We start from the raw sequence: 19,521 nt of genomic DNA, 5'->3' as shown, positions 1-19,521 counted from the left end.
CTTAGTTGAGACGGAGTTTGTTTTCGGCGGCGGCGTACATCGGCCGCCACAGCAGGCGGTTGAACAGGACGACAAAGATGGACATCACGGTGATGCCGAGCAGTATCTTGGGGTAGTCGCCGGCGGCTGTGGTTTGGGCAATGTAAGCGCCCAGACCGTGAGCGGCCAGCTTGTCGTCGCCCCAGGACACGTATTCGGACACGATGCTGGCGTTCCAGGCGCCCCCCGATGCGGTAATCGCGCCGGTGACGTAGTAGGGGAAGATGCCGGGCAGCATCACTTGCCGCCACCATTGCCAGCCGCGGATGCGGAAATTGGCTGCCGCTTCGCGAAAATCGTTGGGGAAGGCGCTGGCGCCGGCCACCACATTAAACAGGATGTACCACTGGGTGCCGAGCACGATCAGCGGCGACAGCCAGATATCCGGGTTGAGTTTGAAGTGGACGATGAAGACCACGAACACCGGGAACAGCAGATTGGCCGGGAAGGCGGCCAGGAACTGGGCCAGCGGCTGGATCTTTTCCGCCAGCGCCGGGCGCAGGCCGATGTGCACGCCCAGCGGAACCCAGACGATGGAGGCGAGCAGGATCAGCAGTGATACCCGCACCAGGGTGATCAGACCCAGGCCCAGCACGCGCAGCACTTCGGAGACGCCCACCTCTGTGTGGATGAAGGTCACCAGTTTCCAGCTGGCCAGCAGGCCCAGCACCGCCACCAGCAGCCACCAGACCACGTCTATGCCGCGAGACACCGGGGTTTGCGCTTCCGAGTGCAGGCCCTGCGGCAGGCGGTAATTGAGGCGCAGCCGGGCGGTTTTGCGCAGCAGTTTGCCAAAGGGTTTGAGCAGAAGCTGGATGGCGCGGGTGCGCTGGATCAGGTTCAGTACCCAGGACTCCGGCGCGGATTGGCTGGCGGTGTCTTCCAGTCGGAATTTATCGGCCCAGGCCACCATGGGCCGGAACAGGAATTGGTCGTAGATGACGATGACCACGGTCATGGTCAGAATCACCCAGCCCACGGCGGCCAGATTCTTGTTCTGGATGGCCATCGCCAGGTAGGAACCGACGCCGGGCAGGGTGACGGTCTTGTCGCCCACTGTGATGGCTTCCGAGGCGACCACGAAGAACCAGCCGCCGGACATGCTCATCATCATGTTCCAGATCATGCCGGGCATGGAGAACGGCACTTCCAGCTTCCAGAACTTTTGCCACGGCGTGAGCCGCAGATTGAGCGAGACTTCTTCCAAGTCGCGCGGCACAGTGCGCAGCGATTGGTAGAAGCTGAAGGTCATGTTCCAGGCCTGGCTGGTGAAGATGGCGAAGATGGCGGCGAATTCCGCGCCTAGCACCCGGCCGGGAAACAGCGCCAGGAAGAAGGTGACGGTGAAGGAGATATAGCCCAGCACCGGCACCGATTGCAGGATGTCCAGGATGGGCACCAGCAGCAAGCCGGCGCGGCGGCTCTTGGCCGCCAGCGTGCCGTAGATCAAGGTGAAGACCAGTGCGGCGGCCATGGCGGCCAGCATGCGCAGCGTGGTGCGCAGCGCGTACTCCGGCAGATTGGCCGGGTCCAGCGTGATCGGGACGGTTTGCAAGGCTGTAAGCGGCGCCCAGGTTTCGCGGATGCCGGTGGTGGCCATCAGCAGAAAACCCAGTAATAGCGGAAACGCAATCAAATCCCAGCGATTGGGGATCAGCCGTTTGGCTGTGGCGGGCATGAAATGGCGGACAACGGTAGTCATCTGGCCTCTCCGGTTTAGCGCCGCCGACAGCGCCGCCAGCGGCGGTCAGCGGTTTTAGTCTGTTTTGTTCGGGCGGAGCCGCGGCCGCGCGACACGCAGCCGGAATCAGCATGCCTGTCATCTTAAAGCATAGGCCAGGGGCATCGGGTGCGGGCTGCCAGCAAGGCCATGCATCGGGAATGAGAGCGCAGGGCGTCGGCGCTGGATACTAGCAGAGTTACGTGAACGGGAATGTTACCGACGCGGCAGATTTGTTGGGGTTTTGTGACGGATTGTACTGTTTGAAACTGAGTGGCGTTTCGCTCCAGAGCGCCCGGCTTGGCCGGGTGCTCGGAGCGTTTGGTGTGCGCTGGGGTTTACAGTACGTTGACGGCGGGGCTGCCGGCCGCCACCTCCACGGTTTTGACGCTGGCTGTGGCCGGGTTGGGGGCCGAGCCGCCGTTCAACGCGCCCACTTTGTGGAAGGCGCAGCTGAGTTTGGCCGGCGTCAGCGTCACCAGTGCGTAACCCTGAGCGTCGCTGTCCACGTATTTGAGCCAGCTGTTGAAGTTTTGCAAGGTGCTGGTGAAGGTGTTGACTACCTGGCCGCCCACCGTGGTGTAGATCAGCGGTTTGGCCTTGGAGAAGGCCGGCACGGTGTCCACCACGTTCTTGAAATAGCTGAACAGAGAGTTGCTGGAGACGCCGGCGGTCACCAGGTCCACCATCACCGGGCTGGGGCTGGCGGCGTCGTAGTCATCCATCACCGGGCCGGCGAAGAAGGCGTGGATGTCGCCGGTGAGGGCCACCACATTGGCGATGCCCTGAGCTTTCAGATAGGCCATCAGCGCTTTGCGCTCGGCGTTGTAGCCATCCCATTGGTCGGCGTTGAGGATGAACTTGTCGAAGAAAATCGACGGCGGCAGGCTGGCGTCCAGGCCGGGCTTGATGGCGGTGTTGAACATGCCGGCGGAGATCGCGCCGCCGCTGAGGGTGCTCAACAGTGGCTGGGTGTTGGCATAGTTGACCACGGGTGTGGCGGCGCTGGTGTTGGCGGCGGCCAGGTCCAGATAGAGCGCGCCTTGCAGCTGGGCGATCTGCGGCTGGGTCAGCGTCAGGCCCAGGCCGGCCAGTTGCGGCGCCAGGCCCTGGGTCAGCAGCGAGGCCACCGCGACGGTGCCGTCGAAACCCATGCGTAGCAGCGAGACTTCATTGCCCCACAGCTTCCAGGTAGTGGCGGCGGACTTCATCTGGTTCTGCCACCAGGCGCGCTGGGTTTCGCCCAGAATGGAGACATTGAGCAGATTGCCGCCGGTGGAGGCCATCTTGCTGGCCTCCACCTGGGCCAGGGTGTTTTTCTGCACGAAGTAGCGGCTGCCTATCTCGCTGCCGGCCTGGGTTTCCGGAATGATGTGGTCGCTGCGGTACAAGCGCTCGTCGGTCATCACCAAGGTGGCGAGGTCGCCGAAGGTAAAGCTGCGGTAGATCTGGATGTTTTGGAACGAGGGGTTGTTCAGGTCCAACTGCACGTCGGCCGGCATATTCTCGAACCAGGCCTGGCTGGCGCTGCGGCGGCGCGCGGTTTGCGGCGAACTGTCGTCGGTGGCGGTGTACTCCTGGCGGTCTTGCCAGCAGTCGTCGGAAAACTCGTGGTCGTCCCAGATCGCAATCATCGGGAAGCTGGCGTGCAGCTTTTGCAGGCGGGGGTCGTTGCGATAGGACTTGTACAGCGAGCGGTAGTCCGCCAGCGTGGTGGCATAGCGGGCGCCGTCGGCGCGCTGGGTGCCGTTGGGCAGGCTCAGCGCCGGATGGCGGGTTTCGTTGCCGCCGCTCTGGAAGCCGGCGCCGACGGTTTCATAGATGTAGTCGCCCAGATGGACGATGAAGTCCAGGTCCTGATTGGCGAGCTCCTCAAAAGCGCCCCAGTGGTTGACGCTCCAGTCCTGACAGGAAATGAAGGCGAATTTCAGCTGTGACAGCGGCGCGCCGGCGGCCGGCGCGGTCTTGGTGCGGCCGGTCATGCTGACCGCCTGGCCGGTGAGGAAACGATAGTAGTAGGTGGCGGCGCTGCTAAGGCCGGTGACTTTGTGGCGAATGGTGTAGTCCCAGTCCGGCTGGGCGCTGAGCGCCACATTCACTAGCAGGGTGGAGAAATCCGCGCGGTCGGACAACTGCAATGTGACCTTGACGTTTTGGCTGCCGTCGCCGCCGTCCGCCCGGGTCCATAAAACGATGCTGTCCGGTTTGGGGTCGCCGGAGGCTACGCCCTGGCCAAAGCCGCTGCCATTGATGCCTAGCGTCGAACCGGCGCCCCCCGGCAAGCTGCCGGCGCCTCCGCCGCCGCACGCGGTCAAGCCGCCGGCGGCGACGGAAGCGGTCAAGAAGCCGCTCCACTTCAGAAACTGTCTGCGGTCCATCGATGTCTCCCCTCTATTGTCTATGCGTGCTTGTGCTTGGATCGGGCCGTGGACGGCCCTTGTTGGAAAGGCGTTATTGTTGGAGGGGATTATTAAAGTGGCATGACAGTCAGTGTCAATTTAATTGAGTGTTTGCTCGAATTCGCTCGAAAAACGTGGATTAAAACCAACACTTGTTTGAGTTTGGTCGGGCTCCGCCCGCAAGCGCGGCGCCATGGCCGCGCGCCTGCGGACGAGGCCGTGCCGCGACGGGCGGTTTTCACGCTGGGGTTGGGCGCATACGAAAATAAAGACCACGAGCAGGCGCTTGCCCCCTTGATACAGCGCAAGCGCGCCCCCATAAAATAAGGCGGCTAATGTGCTACACTTTCAAGCATTTTTGCGGACACCTTACCTAAACAGCCCGCTGGTCTCTGGAATTCGATTACATGATTTCTTCTTTGCTTAAAAAAGTATTCGGCAGCCGCAATGACCGGCTTCTGAAGCAATTCCACCAGACGGTGGTGCGCATCAATGCTCTGGAAGAGGGCTTGAAAGCGTTGTCCGACGAGGCTTTGGCAGCCAAAACCGATGAGTTCAAGCAGCGCCTGGCCAAAGGCGAGACGGTGGACGACTTGTTGCCGGAAGCCTTTGCGGTATGCCGCGAGGCCTCGCGTCGCGTGCTGGGCATGCGCCACTTCGACGTGCAGCTGATCGGCGGCATGGTGCTGCACTACGGCAAGATCGCCGAGATGCGCACCGGCGAGGGCAAGACCCTGGTGGCCACGCTGCCGTCCTACCTGAACGCGCTGACCGGCGACGGCGTGCACGTCGTCACCGTCAACGACTACCTGGCCAGCCGCGACGCCGGCATCATGGCCAAGTTGTACAACTTCCTGGGCCTCTCCGTCGGCGTCAACCTGTCCCAGATGCCGCACGACGAGAAGCAGCAAGCTTACGCCTGCGACATCACTTACGGCACCAACAACGAATTCGGCTTTGACTATCTGCGCGACAATATGGTGTTCAGCGTGGAAGAGAAGGTGCAGCGCAAGCTTGCCTACGCGGTGATCGACGAGGTGGACTCCATCCTGATCGACGAAGCGCGCACCCCGCTGATCATCTCCGGCCCGGCCGACGACAATATCGACATGTACCAGCGCATGAACGCGGTGCCGCCGATGTTGAAGCGCCAGGAAACCGAAGAGGGCGAGGGCGATTACTGGGTGGACGAAAAGGCCAACTCGGTGATGATGTCCGAAGCCGGTCACGAGCACAGCGAAGAAATCCTGACCCGCTTGGGCCTGCTGAAGGAAGGCGACAGCCTGTATTCCGCCACCAACATCACGCTGATGCACCATCTGATGGCCGCCTTGCGCGCCCATTCGCTGTTCCACAAGGACCAGCACTACGTGGTGCAAGACGGCGAAGTGGTGATCGTGGATGAGTTCACCGGCCGCCTGATGGCCGGCCGCCGCTGGTCCGAAGGCCTGCACCAGGCGGTGGAAGCCAAGGAAGGCGTGGAGATCAACCGCGAAAACCAGACGCTGGCTTCGATCACCTTCCAGAACTACTTCCGCTTGTACGGCAAGCTGGCCGGCATGACCGGTACCGCCGACACCGAAGCTTACGAATTCCAGAGCATTTACGGCCTGGAAACCGTGGTGATCCCGACCAACCGGCCGATGATACGCAAGGACGCGCAGGACAAGGTCTACCGTTCCGCCAAGGAAAAGTACGACGCCATCCTGGCCGACATCAAAGACTGCCACGAGCGCGGCCAGCCGGTGTTGGTGGGCACCACCAGCATCGAAAACTCCGAGCTGATCGCTGATCTGCTGCAAAAAGCCAAGCTGCCGCACAATGTGCTGAACGCCAAGGAACACGCTCGCGAAGCCGACATCGTGGTGCAGGCCGGCCGCCCCGGCGTGATCACCGTGGCCACCAATATGGCCGGCCGCGGCACCGACATCGTGCTGGGCGGCAATCCGGAGCCGGAGATCAAGGGCATCGAGTCCGACGACAGCCTGTCCGCAGAGGAAAAGCGCGCGCGCATCGACAAGATCCGCGCCGATTGGAAAGTGGTCCACGATCAGGTGTTGGCCGCCGGCGGCCTGCACATCGTGGGCACCGAGCGCCATGAATCCCGTCGTATCGATAACCAGCTGCGCGGCCGTTCCGGCCGCCAGGGCGACCCGGGCTCTTCCCGTTTCTATCTGTGCCTGGAAGACCCGCTGCTGCGCATCTTCGCTTCCGACCGTGTCGCCGCGATCATGGACCGCCTGAAAATGCCGGAAGGCGAGGCGATCGAGCACCCGTGGGTATCCCGCTCCATCGAGAACGCCCAGCGCAAGGTGGAAGGCCGCAACTTCGACATCCGCAAGCAATTGCTGGAGTACGACGACGTTGCCAACGACCAGCGTAAAGTGATTTACCAGCAGCGCAATGAAATTCTGGTGGAAAGCGATGTGTCCGACGTGGTGGTCAATATGCGCGAAGGCGTGTTGTCCGACCTGGTGGACCAACACCTGCCGCCGGAATCCATGGAAGAGCAATGGGATCTGACCGGCCTGGAAAAAACGCTGGAAGCCGAATTCCTGCTGCCGATCAAGGTCAGCGAGTGGCTGAAGGCCGAACCGGCGCTGGACATCGAAACCATCCGCGAGCGCATCATCGAGCAAGCCGCCGAGACCTATCAGGCCAAGGTGGAACTGGCCGGCGACGGCGTGATGCGCCAGTTCGAGCGCAGCCTGGTGCTGCAGATGCTGGATAATCACTGGCGCGAACACTTGGCGGCGATGGATCATCTGCGCCAGGGCATTCATCTGCGCGGTTACGCGCAGAAGAACCCGAAGCAGGAATACAAGCGCGAAGCCTTCGAACTGTTCGCCGACATGCTGGAGCGCATCAAGCGCAGCGTGGTCAATGTGCTGATGACGGTGCAAATCCGCAGCCAGGAAGACGTGGACGCGGTGGAGCCGCACCAGGTGGGCGAGTATGAAATGCAGCACGCCGCGCCGGGTTCTGCGCTGGGCGATGACGAAGAGAATCCGCTGTCTCCGGACGCGCTGGCCGCGCAGGGTCTGCGCATTGGCCGCAACGACGCCTGCCCTTGCGGCAGCGGCAAGAAGTACAAGCAGTGCCACGGCCGTTTGGAGTGATCCAGTAGCAAGAGCGCAAAAAGCCGACGCGAGGGCGTCGGCTTTTTTCATGTCCATGCGCTTTGCAAGCCGGCGGCGCGGTGTTAGCATCGTCGCGGGTCAACAGTTCACCCAGGCGTCGCCGGTGCCCTCACCACGCTAAACCTGTCTTGGCTAGATTCATCTCGCTTGGCTCGAACCCGTGCCAGGCCGTAAAGGCGACCGCGGCAGTCCATCCCGACCTTGGCACGACGACAGGATTCGAACCATGTCTCGTACGCTTTATCCCTTTTATTGCAGCGACATCTCCGCGCTGGCGCGTTCGCTCAAGCAGCAATGGGCGCAGGAAAGCGCTCCGCCCAGCCATGTGCACATTCTCAATATGCTGGCGCGTTCCGCCGGTTTTCAGAATTTCCAACACTGGCGCGCGGAATGCGAACGTCCGGCTCCGTCAGCAGCTTTGTCCGCGGAGACGACGCGGCTGTTGCGTCATTACGACGCCGAGGGGCGCTTGACGCGCTGGCCGAAGAAGTTCAGCGAGCAGCGTCTCTGCCTATGGGCGTTGTGGGCCGCTTTGCCGCAGGGCGGACAATGGTCCGAGCCGGAGGTAAACGCCTTGATCCGCGCGGGCGAAGTCTTTGGCGATCATGTGCTGTTGCGGCGCGAACTGGTGGAGCAGGGCTTGCTGGGGCGCACGCCGGATTGCCGGCGCTATTGGCGCGTGGAGCGGCAATTGACGGCGGAGGCGGGGGAGCTGGCTGCGGAAGTGAGCCGACGTAGAGCCGGCCGTTGAGGCGTGATTGGCGGCGGTTGACGCCAGAGGCCGCCGCCGGCTGATTTACAACTGGGTTTTGATCGCCGCTTCCAGCTTTTTCTCGTCCAGCAAGCCGGTGAGCTTGGCGGCGATCTTGCCCTTGCGGTCCAGGATCAGGGTGTAGGGCAGGCCGCCGGTGGCGTTACCCAGGCTGCGCATCAGGTTCAGGGTGTCGCTGTCGCCCAGCAGGATCGGGTAGCCTATCTTCAACTGGTTGACGAAGGCGCTGACTTCTTCCTTGTTGTCCAGCGCCACGCCCACCACTTCCACGCCTTTGGGCGCCAGTTTGGCGCGCAGGCGGTTCAGCATCGGCATTTCTTCGCGGCAAGGCCCGCACCAAGTGGCCCAGAAGTTCAGCACCGTGACCTTGCCCTTATAGGCGGCGATGGTGGCGTTGCCGCCTTGCAGCTTGGTGAAGTTGGTTTGTTCCAGCGTGGGCGCGGCCATGGCGGATAGCGGCAGCAGCGCGATCAGCGCGGGGGCGAGCAGTCGTTTCAGCATTGTGTTGAGCTTCCGGTAGGTGTTTGAAGTGTATTGGATATCCGACAAGGTCAAAGTTCTCGATGTGAACCAAACAAATGTTTCATGTTAAAATGGTCGATTGACCTTTTTGCGGAGTGGGCATGTCTATCCTCGTCTGCGGGGCCCTCGCATACGATACCCTGTTCTCGTTTCATGGCCGTTTTGACAGTCAGATCCTGCCGGATCAACTGCACAAAATTTCCACGACTTTCCTGGCCCCGACCATGCGCCGCGAATTTGGCGGCATGGCCGGCAATATCGCTTACAGCCTGTGTCTGTTGGGCGAAACCCCCATCGTCATGGGCGTGGTGGGTGAGGATTTCGAGCCGTATCGCCAACATCTGAAACGCGCTGGCGTGGACGACCGCTTCATTCGCTTGATCCGCAAGCAGTATACCTCGCAGTGCTTCGGCATCGCCGACAAGGATGGCAATCAATTGATGGCCTTCCATCCCGGCGCCATGGATTTTGCCATCGAAAACCACGTATCGGATATCCCGGACCCGATCGAGCTGGCGATTCTGTCGCCCGGAGGCTATCGCGCCTTCCTGCAGCATTCCAAGGAGCTGGCCGCGGCCGGCATTCCCTTCATCTTCGATCCGGGTCAGGAACTGCCGCTGCTGTCTCGCGACGAGATCCACGAGATTGTAGAGCTGGCCAGCTATGTGGCCATCAACGATTATGAGAGCGAACTGATGCGCGAACGCGCCGGATTGTCGGTGGAGGATCTGCGCAAGAAGGTGGACGCGTTGATTGTCACCCGCGGCTCCAAGGGCGCTGAAATCTACGTCGGCGACACTGTGCACCTGATCCCGCGCGTGCAGATGCCGATCAAGCCGGTGGATCCGATGGGCTGCGGCGACGCCTTCCGCGCCGGCCTGCTCTACGGCATCAGCCGAGGCCTGGACTGGAAGATTACCGGCCGGCTGGCCAATGTGATCGGCGCGATCAAGGTCACCACTCCGGGTTGTCAGAATCACTTCTTCGACTGGGAGTCGCTGAAGGACTTGTATCAGCAGGCTTACGGCGAACCCTGGCCATTGTGACGAGGCGGCCGGTGGGCCAAACCGACAAGGACGCGCAAGCGTCCTTTGCTTTTTGACGGTCCCAACACAACAAGTCTTGAATTCATCCCGCGCCACCCCCACCATTAGCGAATTCAATTCGAAAACCCAAGGGGATTCCATGCCGCCCGTTCCGCATCTGGCAACCGCACTGACCGGCCCGCTTTACGAACTGGAAAGCCGCATCCTGACTGCCCAGCCTCAGATCGAACACTGGTTCCGCAGTCAATGGCATAACCACGCGGCGCCGTTCTACGGTTCGGTGGACCTGCGCAACAGCGGTTTCAAGCTGGCGCCGGTGGACATGAACCTGTTTCCCGGCGGCCACAATAACTTGAACCGCGATTTTCTGCCGCTGGCGGTGCACGCCGCGCAAAGCGCGGTGGAAAAAGTGTGTCCGGAAGCGCGCAGCGTGCTGCTGATCCCGGAAAACCACACCCGCAACACCTTCTACCTGCAGAACATCGCCGCGCTGGTGCATATTTTCGAACAGGCCGGCCTCAAGGTGCGGCTGGGATCGCTGAACCCGGAAATCACCGAACCGACCGAGCTGCAGTCAGCCAACGGGGATACCGTGCGGCTGGAGCCCATCGAACGCCGCGGCAACCGCCTGGTGCTGGCGGATGGTTTCAACCCCTGCGTGGTTTTGCTCAACAACGATTTGTCCGGCGGCATTCCGGACCTGCTCAAGGGTCTGGAGCAGAATCTGCTGCCGCCGCTGCACGCCGGCTGGGCGGTGCGCCGCAAGAGCAACCACTTCGCCGCCTACGACAAGGTGTGCGAAGACTTCGCCCGCTTGATTTCCATTGATCCCTGGACCATCAATCCCTATTTCGCCAGTTGCAGCGGCCTGGATTTCCACGCCCGTACCGGCGAGGAGCAATTGGCGGACGAGGTGTCGCGAATGCTCGACAAGATTCGCGTCAAATACCGCGAATACGGCATCGACAACGACCCCTTCGTCATCGTCAAGGCCGACGCCGGCACTTACGGCATGGGCGTGATGAGCGTGAAGAGCCCGGATGAGGTGTTGGGCCTGAACCGCAAGGCGCGCAACAAGATGTCGGTCGTCAAGGAAGGCTTGGAGGTGTCCGAGGTCATCGTGCAAGAGGGGGTGTACACCTTTGAAACGGTGGAGGACGCGGTGGCCGAGCCGGTGGTCTACATGATGGACCGCTACGTGACCGGCGGTTTCTACCGCGTGCACACCGGCCGCGGCATCGATGAAAATCTGAACGCGCCCGGCATGCACTTCGTGCCGCTGTCATTCGAAACCGCCTGCCTGCCGGACAAACAGGGCTCGCCGGACTGCGCGCCCAACCGCTTCTACGCCTACGGCGTGATTTCGAGGCTGGCGCTGCTGGCCGCTTCGCTGGAGCTGGAAGCCACGGATCCGGACGCCGACGAATGAAAGCCTGGCTGAGCCTGGTCTTGTTGGCTGCCGCGGCGCCGGCTGTCGCCGACAAGCCCTTGACGCCGAAAGCGCTGGCGGAGCTGGTGCAGTGCGCGTCGTTCGAGCGTTACCAGGCCTTGCAGCCTGCCTTGCTGGACGTGGTGTTCGACAAGGGGCCTGCCTGGATTCGCAAGAACGAGAAGGCCAGCAGCCTGGGCGTTTATGTGTACGATCTGCAACAGCCGATCCGAGTGTTCGGCGTCGAGGCGAAACAGCTGGCGCTGCATCAGGAGTTTGTGTCGGTGCCCTTGCCGGCGGGCTGGAAGCTGGCGGATGCCGCGGCCAAACTGCAGCTGAAGCGGGCCCCGGTGAAAGCGGCGGAGCAGCATTACCGCTTCGTTGGCGGCGATGGCCCGATGCTGTCGGCCTATGAGATGCCATCCAACCCGATGGCGGCGCTGCTGGGCGCGCCGCAGGGAGAGCCGCTGCGCTACCTGGGCTGTTCCTATAATGGGGCCAGCGAAGAAACCTTTCTTTCCGTCGCCGCCCAGGCCGACGAGATGATGCAAAAAGCGCGCGGCGACATGGAGCGCATGTTGCGCGACGTCGCCAAGCCTAGCGAGGACCAATAAACATGCGCATCCTGTTCATTGCCGATCCCCTGGATCACTTCAAGCTTTACAAGGACACCACCTTTGCGATGATGCAGGAGGCCGCCGCGCGCGGCCACGCCTTGAGCTTCGCTCAGGCTCATCAACTGTCGGTGGAGGGCGGGCGCGTGTTGGTGGACGCGCGCGATCTGAGCTTGACTGGCCAGTACGAGGGCGAGCACCCGGCCTGGTTCAAGTTGGGCGAGGTGCATCGCCAGCCTTTGCAGTCCTTCAGCGCAACCGTGATGCGCAAGGATCCGCCGTTCGACATGGAATACCTGTACGCCTCACAGCTGTTCACGCTGGCGGAGGCGCAGGGGGCCAAGGTGTTCACCAGCGGTCAGGCCCTGCGCGATTTCAACGAGAAGCTGGCTATCTTGCAGTTTCCGGAGTTGACCGCGCCCACGCTGATCACCGGCGAATCGCATCGCTTGCGCGCCTTCGTCAATCAGCATCAGGATGTGATCCTGAAGCCGCTGGACAGCATGGGCGGGGACAGCATCTTCCGAGTGCGTCCGGACGACGCCAACCTGTCGGTGATTATCGAAACCATCACTTTGCGCGGCAAGCGCACGGTGATGGCGCAGCGCTATATTCCGGAGATCCGCGACGGCGACAAACGCATTCTGGTGATAGACGGGGTGCCGGTGGACTGGTGCCTGGCGCGCATTCCGGCGGCGGGCGAGACGCGCGGCAATCTGGCCGCGGGCGGTCGCGGCGAGGCGCGGCCGCTGACCGAGCGCGATCGCGAAATTGCCGAGACGGTGGGGCCGGAGTTGAAGAAGCGCGGCATCCTGCTGGCGGGCCTGGACGTGATCGGCAATTATCTGACCGAGGTTAACGTCACCAGCCCGACCTGCTTCCGCGAAATCATGGACCAGACCGAGATCAAGGTCGCCGGCCTGTACATCGACGCGCTGGAGCGGCGCTGCCAGCCGCGCTGACGCCGCGGTTTCTACATTTCGTCACGGCCGGCCGCGTTGCCGGCTGTTTTGTTTTTATGGGCGTCATCTTGAGCTGGCATGCTGAGGCGCCGGCCGCCGCGCCAATCTTACGGACTCCCCCATGAAAGAAAGTCCATTCAAAGGCAAAACCGGGATTACCCGCCTGATCAATGCCTTCGGCTATTCGCTGGACGGCCTCAAAGCGGCGTTCCGGCACGAGGACGCCTTCCGCCAACTGGTGTTGCTGGCGGCAGTGCTGATCCCGCTGGCCTTCGTCATCCACGCCCAGCCGCTGGAGCGAGCCTTGCTCGTGGCCAGTTCGCTGGCGACCCTGATCATCGAGTTGCTGAACTCTGCGATCGAGGCGGCGGTGGACCACACCTCTCTGGAGCGGCATCCCTTAGCCAAGCGCGCCAAGGATATGGGCAGCGCCGCCCAGTTGCTGGGCCTGATCAATCTGACCGCGGTGTGGTGCCTGGTGTTGTTTGCCTGAAGCGGGTAAGGTGACGGCAGCCTGAAACAAGAGGAAGCCGTCATGATGATGTCGCCAGTAGAGTCCGGAGTAGAGGAATGGGTGTTGAACACTGTGCTCTGGCTCAAGCTGGGCGTGGAAGCGCTGGGCGCTTTGGTGATAGGCGTGGGCATCTTGACCTTGGGCCTGCGTTACCTCCGCCGCTGTTTCAGCTCCAGCCACGATGATTACAACCAAGTGCGGCTCAGCTTTGCCCGTTTCCTGGCGTTGGCATTGGAGTTGCAACTGGCGGCCGATATCCTCTCCACCGCAGTGGCGCCCAGTTGGGACCAAATCGGCAAGCTTGGGGCCATTGCTGTGCTGCGCACCGCGCTCAATTATTTCCTGGGCAAGGAGATTCGCGAGACCGAGGCGGCGCGTCGGCCGAATGAGCCGCCTGCCGTGTGACCCGGCGTTTGCGGGAGGGTGGGAATCTCGCCGCATATTCAGTTTGAGCCGGAATGAAAACAGCCCTGCGCGGGGTATCGCGCAGGGCTGTTTTCGTATGTGGAGGCCTTAAGCCGGCTCGGCTTCCTTGCCCTCCGGCGGTGCGATCACCTCGCTGTAACCACACTCCTTCTGCGGGCAGACTTTTTCAGTGCCGCGGCGCTTGGTGGTCTTGATGGTCAGGATGGGCCAATTGCATTTCGGGCAGGGCTCGGCCACCGGCGGGTTCCAGGTGGCGTATTTGCACTTGGGATAGGTATTGCAGCTGTAGAAGAGCTTGCCGTAGCGGCTCTTGCGTTCGATCAGCTGGCCAGCCTTGCATTCCGGGCACTCCACGCCGGTTTCGCGAGGCTTTTCCAGCGGTTCGATGTGCTTGCACTTCGGATAGTTGGCGCATCCGATGAACTTGCCGTAGCGGCCCTTCTTGATGTGCAGTTCGCCGCCGCATTCCGGGCAGCTGCGGCCCTCGATCACCGTCGGCGCTTCCGCTTCCTCCGCAGCCTGCTCGGCGGTTTCACCCATATTGCGGGTGTAATCGCAGTCCGGGTAGCCGGTGCAGGCGATGAAGCGGCCGCGTTTGCCGAATTTGATGGACAGCGGCTTGCTGCATTTTGGACAGGCTTCGTCCAGGCTCTCGGTAGTGACTTCGGCGCGGGAAATGCTTTCCTTCTCGGCGATCTGCTTGGAGAAGTTTTTCCAGAAGCTGTCCATCACCGGCACCCACTCGCGCTGGCCGTTGGCCACTTCATCCAGCTGATTTTCCAGCTTGGCGGTGAAGTTGTAGTCCACGTATTGCGCGAAGTGCTCGGTCAGGAATTTGTTGACGATGTCGCCGGTATCGGTGGGCAGGAAGCGCTTCTTGTCCAGCACCACGTATTCGCGGTCCTTCAGCGTCGAGATAATGCTGGCGTAGGTGGACGGACGGCCGATGCCGAATTCTTCCAGGGCCTTCACCAGCGAGGCTTCGGAGTAGCGAGGCGGAGGCTGGGTGAAGTGCTGGGTGCCGTACAGCTTGTCCACAGGCAGGGTCTCGCCCTCTTCCAGCAGCGGCAGCTTGGCGTTGTCCTCGTCCTCGGCGTCGTCGACGTCTTCTTCATACACGGCGAGGAAGCCGGCGAAGGTCTGAACCTGGCCGGTGGCGCGGAAGACGCCTTCGCCGACGGCGATGTCGATGCTGGTGGTGTCGAACTTGGCTGGCGCCATCTGGCAGGCCAGCGTCCGTTTCCAGACCATGTCGTACAGCTTGAACTGATCCGAGGTCAGGAAGGGCTTGACCATGTCCGGGGTGCGCAGGATGGACGTGGGGCGGATTGCCTCGTGCGCTTCCTGGGCGTTCTTGGACTTGTTCTTATAGGCCACCGGGTTCTTCGGCAGATAATCTCCGTCGAATTTAAGGCCGATATAGCCGCGGATTTCCTCCACCGCCTCGTTCGCCAGCGCCACCGAGTCGGTACGCATATAGGTGATCAGGCCGACGGTCCCCTGGCCGATATCAATGCCCTCGTACAGCTGTTGCGCGGTGCGCATGGTGCGGTCGGTGGTCATCCCCAGCTTGCGCACGGCTTCCTGTTGCAGCGTGGAGGTGGTGAACGGCGCGGCCGGGCTGCGCGATTTCTTTTTCTTCTCGATGCTGCTGACCACCGCCGGGTGGCCTTCCAGCCTCGTCAGGATGCTGGCCTGTTCGGCTTCGTTGGGGATGTCGAACTGTTCCAGCTTCTTGCCGGCCATTGTGGTCAGCTTGGCGCCGAACTTGGTGCGGCCCTTGTGGCTGTCCAGATGCACCGACCAGTATTCCTGCTCGACGAAGGCGCGGATCTCGTTCTCGCGCTCGCAGATCAGCCGCAAAGCCGGGCTCTGCACTCGGCCGGCGGACAGGCCGCGGCGGATTTTCTTCCACAGCAGCGGCGACAGGTTGAAGCCCACCAGGTAGTCCAGCGCGCGGCGGGTTTGCTGCGCGTCCACCAGGTTTTGCGCGATCTCGCGCGGATTCTGGATTGCTTCCAGTACCGCGTTCTTGGTGATTTCGTGGAACACCACGCGCTGAGCGGTCTTGTTTTTCAGCAGCTTCTTGCTGTTGAGGATCTGCACCAGATGCCAGGAAATGGCCTCGCCTTCGCGGTCCGGGTCAGTTGCCAGGTAGATGTGCTCGGCGTCGCCCACGGCTTTGACGATGGCGTCGACATGCTTGCTGTTGCGCGCGATCAGCTGGTATTTCATCGCGAACCCTTTTTCAGGATCCACTGCGCCGTTCTTGGGCACCAGGTCGCGCACATGGCCGTAGGAGGCCAGGACTTCAAAGTCCGAGCCTAGATATTTCTTTAGCGTTTTCGCCTTGGAGGGCGATTCGACGATCAAGAGACTGGTGGGCATATTATCTTTTCGTATGTGCAATCGCCGGCGTGCCGGCCGGTCCGTCCGGACCGGGCGCTTCTGCGGAGCGGCAGAAGGGCGCCTGGCCCGTGCGTGGGCTGCTGCGTTCCCGTCGACAAGGGGATGAAGGCTTCATCCTAAAGTTTCGCGCCGACAGAAAATATATTCGTCAAATAAAACAAGAGCGCAAGAGCGCTCTTGGATTGGACGCCGGCATCGGCGTCCAAGGGCGGCATGTTAAGCCCGCTCCATGAGGCTGACAAGTCATTGCATGGTGGGTTCGCCATGCACGGCATCCAACAGCGCCTCGCCCAGCAAAATGGGCAGTTCCGCCTGTTGCGCCCACAACACCATCAAGGCCACCAGCTTGGCGCTGCCGACGTTGATGTCGTCGCCGTGCAGTTCCATCAGGCGGTCGATGACCATTTCGCGCTGCGCGGGAGTCAAGGCGCCGTGGTCCTCAAGAAACTGAAGCAGGCCGCGCACGTCGGCGGGCAGATGTTCCAGTTCGTCTTCGGCGTAAACGCGCATGCCGCTGGCTTCGTTGGCGCCGACGTAAACGCTGTCGTCCAAGCCGCTGATGCCATCCAGCCAATCCAGCGCGTCGTTGATCTCCTCGTCCTCGAAACCGGCGGCCTCCAATTGGCGCATCAGCGCGCCGCGGTCGCCAAAAGCGTCCGGATCGCGGAATTGTTCAAACAGGAAGGCGAGTACGTCAAACATCAATCTATCTTCTTAAAGTGCGGGTTAGCGCGGTTCAGCCCGGGGTCAGGCGCTGAAAAAGCCCGCCGGGATGGCTGGCCACCAGGCCGGCCAGCTCAAGTTCGAGCAGCATCGCGTAAAGCTCCCCCACAGTCAACCCGAGCGTGGTCGAAAGCGCATCCATACTGATGGGGTCAAATCCCATGGCTTCAAGCAGCGGCGATTCCGCGACGGTGGCCGCCGGTTTGGCGCGGGGGCGTTTGCGTTGCAGCCTGCCGACTTCGTCCAGCACGTCGTCCACGGTTTCCACCAGCTTGGCGCCGTCCTTGATCAGCCGGTGACAGCCGCGAGACTGGGGGTTGTGGATGGAGCCGGGGATGGCCATCACCTCTCGATTGTTCTCCATCGCCAGCCGCGCGGTGATCAGCGAGCCGGATCCGGTATTGGCCTCCGCCACCAGGCAGCCGCGGCTGAGGCCGGCGATGATGCGGTTTCGGCGCGGAAAATGAGCGGCCAGCGGCCCCATGCCCAGCGCGAACTCGGACAGGATCAATCCTTCTTCGGCGATGCGGTGCGCCAACTGGCGGTTGCTGGCTGGATAGACGCGGTCTATGCCGGTGCCGACCACGGCGACCGTGGCGGACGGCTGCCCGAGCGCGCCGTGATGAGCCGAGGCGTCGATGCCGCTGGCCAGGCCGCTGACGATGCAATAGCCGTGTTCCGCCAAGTCGCGGGAGAAGCTCTCCGCGTTCTGCTTGCCCTGCGGGGTGGCGGCGCGGCTGCCCACGATGGCGAGCATGGGTTCGGCCAGTAGTTCGCGCCTCCCGCGGGCAAACAGCAGCGGCGGCGGCGCGTTGGATTCGGCCAGTTGCGGCGGGTAGTCGTCGTCCAGCAGCGACACCAACTGGCAGCCCGGCGTCTGCGCCCACTCCAGCGCCGCTTCGGCGGAGGCGGCGGCCTCGCGGCGCTGCAGGGCGTCGGCCGCTTCTTTGCCGATCAAGGGCTCCGTTTGGCGGCTATTCGCATTCAGGGCGGCGTCCGCGCCGCCGAAGGCGTCGATCAGCCGGAGAAAGCCGGCCGGGCCGATGCCGGGGGTCAGCGCCAGCAGCAGCCAGTCGTGCGGCGGAGTTTTCATTCTTGCTCGGGGCTGGCCACGCCGTCGCCCACGTAGATCGGACCGCGGCTGTCCAGCACCAGCGCGTAGGAGACTTTATCGAATACGCGGTAAACAAAGGCGTTGCCGGATCGTTCCGCGGGCAACGTCACGGTGCGCTTGCCCTGCTCGTCCTTGATTTCCAGCGGGCGTCCTTTTTTGAACAGACCGAACACGTGGCCGTTTTCGACGCCCTGCGACTGGCCCAGATTGAGTACAATAGTGGAGTATTGCGCCGCGCCGTCCACACCGTTGTAGACCGAGACCACCTTGCCGCTCAGATGAGAGTCGGCGGGGTGCGGAGCGTAGTTGTTGAAGCTTTGCAGCGGAGCCCGCATCAGGTGGTCGCCCACCAGGATTTCTTCGCTGACGCTTCTGACTTTCAGAGTCTGAACTTCGCCTTGGGGCTTGTCGGCGGTCAGGTCGCCGCTGTAGGTTGCCTCTACGCCCAGCACTTTCTTGGTGTCCGGATCCAGCAGGGGTTTGCCCAGCCGGTAAGCTTGCCAGGTGCCGGCCTCATTGACTCCGGTGGCGTAAACCCGGTCTCCGGTGGCGAGGGTGAGATGGTCTTCCGGCCCGGCAATCAGCTTGGGCGATTGCAGGAACTGCGTCATGTCCACCACTAGCGGCCGTTTGAGGAAGGGCTCGATGGCCGAGGCGGGAATACTGGCCACCGCCTGGTCCAGCATCTCGACACGGGCCTGCGGCGACAGTTTGACTTCGCGCTGAGCTCCGCGCGCCAGCGACAGCCGCGGCTGGCCGTCCACATAGTCCAGCGCCAATACGTCGCCCGGGTAGATCCAGTGCGGGTTCTTGATTTCGCCTTGGTTCATCCGCCACAGGCGGGGCCATTTCCAGGGGCTGTTCAGGTAGCGCCCGGAAATGCTCCACAGCGTGTCGCCGCGCTTCACGGTGTAGCGGCTGGGCGCATCCGCTTTCAGTTGCAGGTCTGCAGCGAAACCGGGCACGGCGAGCCCGAGGGCCAAGGCGAAGGATATAATGCTTTTACGCATGGGAAATGCCCCAATATGAAGGTGGACGGACACCTGCGGGGGGTGGCCCGCATGCAACGAATCGCGTTTCGAACATGTCTATTATCGGCGTGCCGATTGCGATACGACAACTTGATGAGTGATTGAAACGATGGGGAGTCATTAAATCCGATGGCATTGTTGAATATTTTGCATTACCCGGATGAACGGCTGCACACCGTGGCCAAGCCGGTGGAGGTCTTCAACGAGGCCTTGCAGACGCAGATCGACAATATGTTCGAGACCATGTACGAAGCCAAAGGCATCGGCTTGGCCGCGACTCAGGTCGATTTCCACCACCGTCTGGTGGTGATGGATATTTCCGAGGAAAGAAACGAACGCCGCGTGTTCATCAACCCGGAAATCCTGAGCAAGGACGGCGAGACGGTGTATGAAGAGGGCTGCTTGTCCGTGCCTGGCATTTACGACAAAGTGACCCGCGCCGAGCACGTCAAGGTGCGCGCGCTGGACCGCGACGGCAAACCGTTCGAACTGGAAGCCGACGGCCTGCTGGCGATTTGCATCCAGCACGAGATCGACCATCTGGACGGCAAGGTGTTTGTCGAATACCTGTCGCAGATGAAGCAGACCCGCATCAAGACCAAGCTGAAAAAGCGTGAAAAACAGAATATGTGACGGCGGCGCCGTGGGCGCCCTGTCCGGA

The 19,521-nt window shown here is 62.1% G+C and carries 16 protein-coding genes; 9 read left to right on the top strand and 7 right to left on the bottom strand.

Annotated features, from left to right (window positions below):
• Position 1: 1 nt before the first annotated feature.
• Complete coding sequence (locus DXT74_RS01050) at positions 2 to 1,741, bottom strand: ABC transporter permease subunit (RefSeq protein WP_043635577.1); 1,740 nt, start codon at positions 1,739 to 1,741, stop codon at positions 2 to 4.
• A gap of 356 nt (positions 1,742 to 2,097) precedes the next feature.
• Positions 2,098 to 4,137: an alkaline phosphatase gene (locus tag DXT74_RS01045; RefSeq protein ID WP_194427113.1), complete on the bottom strand. Its 2,040-nt coding sequence runs from the start codon at positions 4,135 to 4,137 to the stop codon at positions 2,098 to 2,100.
• Between the two features lie 428 nt (positions 4,138 to 4,565).
• Between DXT74_RS01045 and secA the strand changes: the two genes are divergently transcribed.
• Together secA and DXT74_RS01035 are read left to right on the top strand one after the other, a co-directional pair.
• Positions 4,566 to 7,277 carry a preprotein translocase subunit SecA gene (gene secA, locus DXT74_RS01040; RefSeq protein WP_043635582.1) on the top strand — a complete coding sequence of 904 codons (2,712 nt, stop codon included), beginning with the start codon at positions 4,566 to 4,568 and terminating at the stop codon, positions 7,275 to 7,277.
• Between the two features lie 247 nt (positions 7,278 to 7,524).
• Positions 7,525 to 8,049 carry a DUF2087 domain-containing protein gene (locus DXT74_RS01035; protein ID WP_114153683.1) on the top strand — a complete coding sequence of 175 codons (525 nt, stop codon included), beginning with the start codon at positions 7,525 to 7,527 and terminating at the stop codon, positions 8,047 to 8,049.
• Positions 8,050 to 8,094: 45 nt separating this feature from the next.
• On the opposite strand, the gene DXT74_RS01030 is transcribed toward DXT74_RS01035, so the two are convergent.
• The gene (locus tag DXT74_RS01030) at positions 8,095 to 8,571 is read right to left on the bottom strand and encodes a TlpA disulfide reductase family protein (RefSeq protein ID WP_043635720.1); all 477 of its coding nucleotides are present in this window, start codon (positions 8,569 to 8,571) and stop codon (positions 8,095 to 8,097) included.
• Positions 8,572 to 8,693: 122 nt separating this feature from the next.
• Here DXT74_RS01030 and DXT74_RS01025 point away from each other — a divergent pair, with 122 nt between their 5' ends.
• The 6 genes from DXT74_RS01025 (at position 8,694) to DXT74_RS01000 (ending at position 13,562) form a co-directional block, all read left to right on the top strand.
• Complete coding sequence (locus tag DXT74_RS01025; protein ID WP_019103990.1) at positions 8,694 to 9,638, top strand: carbohydrate kinase family protein; 945 nt, start codon at positions 8,694 to 8,696, stop codon at positions 9,636 to 9,638.
• A 139-nt stretch (positions 9,639 to 9,777) separates the two neighbouring features.
• Positions 9,778 to 11,067 (top strand): glutamate--cysteine ligase, encoded by a 1,290-nt coding sequence (gene gshA, locus DXT74_RS01020; protein WP_043635590.1) that lies wholly within the window; start codon positions 9,778 to 9,780, stop codon positions 11,065 to 11,067.
• Complete coding sequence (locus DXT74_RS01015; RefSeq protein ID WP_043635592.1) at positions 11,064 to 11,681, top strand: hypothetical protein; 618 nt, start codon at positions 11,064 to 11,066, stop codon at positions 11,679 to 11,681. The genes gshA and DXT74_RS01015 overlap by 4 nt, the downstream gene beginning before the upstream one ends.
• 2 nt (positions 11,682 to 11,683) lie before the next feature.
• Entirely contained in the window at positions 11,684 to 12,643 is a 960-nt protein-coding gene (gene gshB, locus DXT74_RS01010) for a glutathione synthase (RefSeq protein WP_081555028.1), read from the top strand.
• Positions 12,644 to 12,764: 121 nt separating this feature from the next.
• Positions 12,765 to 13,136 (top strand): diacylglycerol kinase, encoded by a 372-nt coding sequence (locus DXT74_RS01005; protein WP_043635597.1) that lies wholly within the window; start codon positions 12,765 to 12,767, stop codon positions 13,134 to 13,136.
• Between the two features lie 42 nt (positions 13,137 to 13,178).
• Positions 13,179 to 13,562: a DUF1622 domain-containing protein gene (locus DXT74_RS01000; RefSeq protein ID WP_114153680.1), complete on the top strand. Its 384-nt coding sequence runs from the start codon at positions 13,179 to 13,181 to the stop codon at positions 13,560 to 13,562.
• Positions 13,563 to 13,670: 108 nt separating this feature from the next.
• On the opposite strand, the gene topA is transcribed toward DXT74_RS01000, so the two are convergent.
• The 4 genes from topA to DXT74_RS00980 all read right to left on the bottom strand — a co-directional run bounded on the left by topA (position 13,671) and on the right by DXT74_RS00980 (position 18,839).
• The gene (gene topA, locus DXT74_RS00995) at positions 13,671 to 15,971 is read right to left on the bottom strand and encodes a type I DNA topoisomerase (RefSeq protein WP_043635602.1); all 2,301 of its coding nucleotides are present in this window, start codon (positions 15,969 to 15,971) and stop codon (positions 13,671 to 13,673) included.
• A 264-nt stretch (positions 15,972 to 16,235) separates the two neighbouring features.
• On the bottom strand, positions 16,236 to 16,694 hold the full coding sequence (locus tag DXT74_RS00990; protein ID WP_043635604.1) for a DUF494 family protein: 459 nt from the start codon (positions 16,692 to 16,694) through the stop codon (positions 16,236 to 16,238).
• A 34-nt stretch (positions 16,695 to 16,728) separates the two neighbouring features.
• The gene (dprA, locus tag DXT74_RS00985; RefSeq protein ID WP_114153678.1) at positions 16,729 to 17,808 is read right to left on the bottom strand and encodes a DNA-processing protein DprA; all 1,080 of its coding nucleotides are present in this window, start codon (positions 17,806 to 17,808) and stop codon (positions 16,729 to 16,731) included.
• A complete protein-coding gene (locus tag DXT74_RS00980) occupies positions 17,805 to 18,839 on the bottom strand; it encodes a LysM peptidoglycan-binding domain-containing protein (RefSeq protein WP_114153676.1) in 1,035 nt (344 codons plus the stop codon). Before DXT74_RS00980 ends, dprA begins: the two co-directional genes overlap by 4 nt.
• A gap of 150 nt (positions 18,840 to 18,989) precedes the next feature.
• On the opposite strand from DXT74_RS00980, the gene def reads away from it, so the two are divergent.
• Positions 18,990 to 19,493 (top strand): peptide deformylase, encoded by a 504-nt coding sequence (def, locus tag DXT74_RS00975; protein WP_114153674.1) that lies wholly within the window; start codon positions 18,990 to 18,992, stop codon positions 19,491 to 19,493.
• The last annotated feature ends 28 nt before the right edge of the window (positions 19,494 to 19,521 follow it).

This window comes from Chromobacterium sp. Rain0013 (genome assembly GCF_015291765.1).
In the GTDB taxonomy this organism is placed as follows: domain Bacteria; phylum Pseudomonadota; class Gammaproteobacteria; order Burkholderiales; family Chromobacteriaceae; genus Chromobacterium; species Chromobacterium haemolyticum.
Note: the sequence above shows the minus strand (reverse complement) of the source record. Positions and strands in the feature narration are given on the sequence as shown.